This window comes from Microcystis sp. LEGE 08355 (genome assembly GCF_015207185.1).
In the GTDB taxonomy this organism is placed as follows: domain Bacteria; phylum Cyanobacteriota; class Cyanobacteriia; order Cyanobacteriales; family Microcystaceae; genus Microcystis; species Microcystis panniformis.
Window position 1 is genome coordinate 1 of sequence record NZ_JADEXI010000301.1, and the last position, 5,713, is coordinate 5,713.

General features: G+C 40.9%; 5 protein-coding genes and 1 pseudogene. All 6 read right to left on the reverse strand.

What is annotated here, in order from left to right; translation table 11 throughout:
• Nucleotides 1–228 precede the first annotated feature (228 nt).
• Nucleotides 229–675, reverse strand: coding sequence for a response regulator (locus tag IQ242_RS15250; RefSeq protein ID WP_193960538.1), 447 nt, complete (start codon nt 673–675; stop codon nt 229–231).
• Complete coding sequence (locus IQ242_RS15255; protein ID WP_193960539.1) at nt 614–2,920, reverse strand: ATP-binding protein; 2,307 nt, start codon at nt 2,918–2,920, stop codon at nt 614–616. Before IQ242_RS15255 ends, IQ242_RS15250 begins: the two co-directional genes overlap by 62 nt.
• A gap of 345 nt (nt 2,921–3,265) precedes the next feature.
• Nucleotides 3,266–4,036: a hypothetical protein gene (locus tag IQ242_RS15260; RefSeq protein WP_193960540.1), complete on the reverse strand. Its 771-nt coding sequence runs from the start codon at nt 4,034–4,036 to the stop codon at nt 3,266–3,268.
• A gap of 172 nt (nt 4,037–4,208) precedes the next feature.
• Nucleotides 4,209–4,346, reverse strand: a pseudogene (locus tag IQ242_RS27190) (type II toxin-antitoxin system mRNA interferase toxin, RelE/StbE family); the annotation flags it as partial.
• A complete protein-coding gene (locus IQ242_RS15265) occupies nt 4,343–4,564 on the reverse strand; it encodes a hypothetical protein (protein ID WP_193960541.1) in 222 nt (73 codons plus the stop codon). The gene IQ242_RS15265 and the pseudogene IQ242_RS27190, both read right to left, overlap by 4 nt.
• A gap of 288 nt (nt 4,565–4,852) precedes the next feature.
• A partial coding sequence (locus tag IQ242_RS15270) for a M3 family metallopeptidase (protein WP_228021026.1) occupies nt 4,853–5,713 on the reverse strand: 861 nt, incomplete at its 5' end.

The window sequence follows — 5,713 nt, forward strand, 5'->3', positions numbered from 1 at the left end:
TCAGATGTGCATAAGAGACAGATTATGAAGTGGGGTGTGGGGTGTGGGGAGAATAAATAGAAATAATCTCCTGACTCCTGACTCCTGACTCCTGAATCCTATCTCCTGATCACTGATCCCTGACTCCTATCTCCTATCTCCTATCTCCTGACTCCTGACTCCTGACTCCTGACTCCTGACTCCTGATAACTGATAACTGATAACTGATAACTGATAACTGATCATGATTCACTCCCCGGGTAAAGTAGCGGTTTCTAACCAAAAAGCCTCGATATTTTTGACAATTTTGAACAAATCGTTGAGATTGCGCGACTTGGTTATATAACAATTAACGTGCAGTTCATAGCTATGAAAAATATCCTCCTCGTTGCGAGACGTGGTTAAAACCACCACAGGAATTCTTTTTAAACTGGGATCGTTTTTGATTTCCGCTAATACCTCCCGTCCGTCTTTTCTTGGCAAATTCAGATCGAGAAGAATCAGATTAGGACGGGGAGAATCGAGATACTCCCCTTCTCGACGCAGATAATCCATGGCGTTGACACCATCCCTAACGATAACTAATTCGTGTGGGACGGTGCTAGTTTTTAATGCCTCTTGGATGAGGCGAATATCAGCTTTGCTGTCCTCCACTAATAAGATAATTTTGTGTGGCACGTCCTCGCCAGCGCTCACGCTCGTTACCTCCTAGGGGAATTGTAAAATAGAAAACTGCTCCTTTACCTAATTGAGATTCTACCCAAATTCGTCCGCGATGACACTCGATAATTTTTTTACAAATCGCCAAACCCATACCTGTGCCGGGGTACTCGTCGCGGGTGTGCAGTCGTTGGAAAATCACGAAAATGCGTTCGGAAAATCGGGGATCGATACCAATTCCATTATCGGTGACAGAGAACAGCCATTCCTCCTCTTGACGTTGAGCAGCAATATGAATAGTGGGGGTTGCTTTTCCTCGGAATTTAATGGCATTACCGATGAGATTTTGGAACAATTGCATTAACTGGGTTTTATCTGCCATGACAATTGGCAAAGGATCGACGGTGATTATAGCTTGACTTTCCTGAATTCTCCCTTTCAGGTTAGCGAGAGCTTTTTCCAGTGCCAGATTAGCATCGATGGTATTAAACTCTACCGCCTGCATATCCACTTTTGAGTAAGCCAGCACATCATCTATTAATGTTTGCATCAAGCTGACACCTTCGACGGCAAAAGTAATAAATTCTTTAGCATCTTCGTCCAGTTCTTCGGTGTAGCGCATTTCTAGCAACTGCACATAGTTGGCGACTTGATTGAGGGGTTCCTGTAAATCGTGGGAAGCGACGTAGGCGAATTTTTTTAATTCGGCGTTTGATAGTTCCAAATCCCGCGCTAAACGGGCCAATTCATCCGCTTGTTTTAAGATGATATTGACGATCGCTTTTCGTAATTCTAGTGCGGCGTTAATTTCTACTGCTTTCCACGGTAAAGATTTGAGGCGAACGGTTTCTTTCCAGAGGGAGAAAGATTTACGCGGACAGAGACGAATATCACCATCTATGGCAGTGGTTTCGATCGCTTTACCCGGATCACCACCCCAGTTGACGGTTTGAATTACTTCCGGACGAAACCAGAGGAGATAATTACGTTTAGAAATGGGAATTGCTAGTAAACCACTGGCAATGTCTTTAAACTTACCCGCATCGGCATAAATTCGCGGTAAGGAATTGGTATAGTAAACATCTTCATGGACGTTTTTTTCTAGCCAAGTAATCAGATAGTTTAGTTCTTCTTCGCTCGGTGTTACTCCAATTAAGGTATAGTTACCACCTAAGCAAATAGCGGCTCCCGTGGCTTTAGTTAGATCGAGCAGATTCGGTTTATGGGCAATTAATCCATCAATAAAGTTATTAGCTTCCGCCATATAATCGATTAATTGCGATTGCACAAAGTTTAATTTCACTCGATAGTCATAATCCTCGGTTTCTTCCCGTGCCGATATTTCCGAAAAAATCACTCTTCCTAAGAACTCACAAGCTTTACGGAGTTCGTAGGGTACATATTTGGGGGTGCGGTGATGACAGGCAATAATACCCCAGAGACGTTTATTTTCAATCAGAGAAATGGTTAGAGATGCTCCCACTCCCATATTATGCAGGTATTCTAAATGACAGGGAGAAGCACTTCTAAGACTGGACAGGGTTAAATTTAAGGGTTGTTGGGTTTCGGGATGAAGAACAGGCAGTAGATCGACGGGTTCAGAGGTAGCATCGGGAATCTGTCGAATCCAATTAGCACTTAATAAATTTCGTGCTGGGAGAGGGATATCGGAAGCGGGATAACGTAAACCGAGATAGGGTTCTAGTTGCTCTATTTTGTCTTCTGCTATCACATCACCGTTATCTTCTTCGTCGAATTTGTATAACATAACTCGATCGAATCCTGTCATTTTTCTGACTTCTTTAACGATGATATTACAGAAATCTTTCAGGCTACGGGTGGCTTCAAGTTTATCGATCGAAGTTTTGGCTAGGTGATAGAAACTCAGGAAAGGAATGTTTTCATAGGAAATAGCTGGTTCTAACTCTAAAATCAGCATTTGTTCGGCATTGCGGTGGAAGATAGCATCAAAGACGGCAAAATCATCCCCTTTAACCCGCGCCCAAATTTTGGAGGGATTGATAGCATCAAAATCGTTATTTTCTATGGCTGATTTTAGAGGCTCGATCTGAAAGGGATCGAAGATTTCCTCTAGGGTTTTACCGATAATTTCTCCCGGAGAAATCCCCAATAAACTGCGGCTATTACTGCTAGTTTGGCTGACTTTTAGCTCCGGTTCGCTGAGAACTAAAAGCACCCCGTGCGGTTGAATTCGGTTATAGAGATGGATCGGTTCCCGTTCGATCGAAGTTGGGTTAATTGTCTCGGTTAGAACTTCCATGTGTATTTCCCCCAGAGGATTTTTGCCAAGTTGAAAACTCTTTGTTTATTAAAACTATTTCTTCTCACTTTCAGGGAGCGATCAAGAATAAATTTACTTCTCTTAATCCCAGGCCATCAAAAGTAATAAAACTTTAATTAATCAGTTATCTATCGATCGAGCAGTTCTGTTCAGTTCCCTTTATTATAATCAGTTTTTCTCTGATAATCTATGGTCATTTGTTAAGAATTAAGAGTTAATGTTACAAGGGACGGATAATTCTTAATAAAAATATATAGTAGGGTGTGTTAGCGAAGCGTAACACACCAAAATCTAAGATTTAAATATGATAGCAACCCTTTTTTGTTAATTACCTGGAGGCAAAATATTATTATTGGTGATCATTTCTGCCAGCTTATAAACATTGACAGGGAGACTAATTAACGGATTAATTTTTTGTGCTTTTTCTGGAACTATTTTTGTTAAAAATTTCCATAACTTTTGGGATATATTGTTCTTGGTTTCCTTATCTTCACCTTCGACTTCATTAATTCCCACCTCGGTGAGGGTAGCCAAAATTTCCTTGCGAAGACCATTATAGCCAACGATGTAAAATTTGTTAAGAGCTTCCAGGACTTCATTTAATTTAATCAGCAGAAATTGTTTAAACTCTTGCGTAATTTTGCTATCTTCAATCATTTGAATTAAACCTAATATTTCTTCCCTTAACCTGTTCAAATCCTCTTTGCTTAAACATATTTCCTCAAAATCTTCTACACAAGAAGGAAGCCAATATAGAGCTTCCCAGTCAGGAGAGTTTAGTGGCTCTCCTAAACCTAACCAATTCTCGTGAACTTTTGACAATAAACTAATTAATTCATACTTAATTTCTTTCATAAGTTGTTTATAGGAAGACTGTTTGTTTGAAGAAAAATATTGTAGTTGATCTTCTATGTGAGAAATAAGCTCTAGCAATTTACCAAAACCTTGATAAAAAGAATCGGGATCATTTTTCACTTCCATGGCTCTTGATAAAACTGTTTGAACTGATTCGTTAGTTTTGTCTTGAGAACATCTTTGTAGGATAATTAATAAACGTTCGGCTGGATTATGAATCGGTAGAGTAGATGATTCCATAAATTTTATCAAAGGCTAGATAGGTGATATATAGAACAATAGTATTGTAACCTATCATTGTCTATTTTTACAGCAAGTTTGAGAGCCTATTTATGAAAAAAATGTTAAGTAGATAATGTGTTAAGATCGCTATTGTCGAAGTCCCAATAGTTTCAGAGTCAAAGAACCTATTATGAGATTTTAAAGAAGGGGTGAAGGGGTTATCTGCTAACAAATGTAGAACCTCTGATATCTTGCTTTGTAGTTGAGGATTTTTGCTGATTAAGCGTTGAAAAGCTCTTTTAAAGCTTTTGTCAGCAACTAATTTCATTCTTCATCCTCTAACAAATAAGCCATTATCTCTTCAGCACTGCCTTTTTTTGCTGTTCCCATCGCTAAAGATTTTAAGGTTTCTTCGCCATTTTTAGCCATCTCCTCCCGGCGTTTCTCAATGCGTCTTTTACGAATTAGATCAAACAAATAATCTTGGTCTTCAATGGATAGACTCTCTACCGATTCGATCAGATCTTGAAAAAATGCGATACTCATTAAAGTTTCCCCCTGTTAGTTAACTTTTTTTCCTGATATGCTAAGTAGCTGGTTATAATTAAATTAAAAATGGATTTTAGGTTCGATCCCCCCTGCCCCCCTTGATAAGGGGGGTGCCGATCCCCCCTTAGTCCCCCCTTAATAAGGGGGGTGTCTGACAACTTTTAACGCCTACCTACTTATCACAATATAGTCAAGTGGTGCCTTAGGCAATCCCTTGTTTTTAGGGAAAAAATCAAGAGCTAAATATTGCCGTAACGCACCACAAAGAAAAGTGTTTGGTTACTTTTATAAGCCGCTATGACGGAGGAGAGGCTCGGTACTAGGTTCGCGACCACGGAAAGCTTTAAAAACATTCATAGGATGGGAACTTCCCCCCATAGCTAAGACAGTATCGCGAAAACGGCGACCGATCGCTTTCACTGCTTCTTCGTTATCTAATCCCACTTCCTCGAAAGCGGCAAAAGCATCGGCGCTGAGAACTTCTGCCCATTTATAACTATAGTAACCCGCCGCATAACCGCCGGCGAAAATATGCCCAAAAGAACACAAAAAAGCATCTTCCGGTAGGGGAGGAATTATCGTCGTCGTCGCCGCTAAACGCTGTCTGACTTGTTTAGGAGTTTCGCCGCCATTGGGTTGATAACGATGGTGTAATTCCAAATCTACTAAAGACAAATGTAGCTGACGCAGCATGGCCGAACCACTCATATAATTCTTAGCTAGGAGCAGTTTTTGGTAGTAATGTTCGGGGAGAGTTTCACCAGTTTCGTAGTGTTTGGCCATACTCATTAAAGTAGGGCGATCATAACACCAATTTTCCATAAATTGACTGGGCAATTCCACCGCGTCCCACTCAACGTTATTAATACCCGCTGCGCCGGAATAATCCACAGTGGTCAACATATGCTGTAAACCGTGGCCAAATTCGTGAAATAGGGTAGTTACCTCCTCAAAGGTCATTAAACTGGGGTTTCCGTCCACTGGAGGCGTTTGATTGCAGATTAAATAAGCCACAGGTAAACGCACCTCGGTGCCGGTTTTGGCCCGACCGATACAGACATCCATCCAAGCGCCGCCGCGTTTTTCGGCGGGACGACTGTAGGCATCGAGGTAGAAATAGGCTATTTTTTCGCCCTTTTCGTCATT

Coding starts and splice junctions, on each gene's coding strand:
- IQ242_RS15255 (WP_193960539.1), bottom strand. CDS start 2,920: ATGGAAGTTCTAACCGAGACAATTAACCCAACTTCGATCGAACGGGAA.
- IQ242_RS15260 (WP_193960540.1), bottom strand. CDS start 4,036: ATGGAATCATCTACTCTACCGATTCATAATCCAGCCGAACGTTTATTA.
- IQ242_RS15265 (WP_193960541.1), bottom strand. CDS start 4,564: ATGAGTATCGCATTTTTTCAAGATCTGATCGAATCGGTAGAGAGTCTA.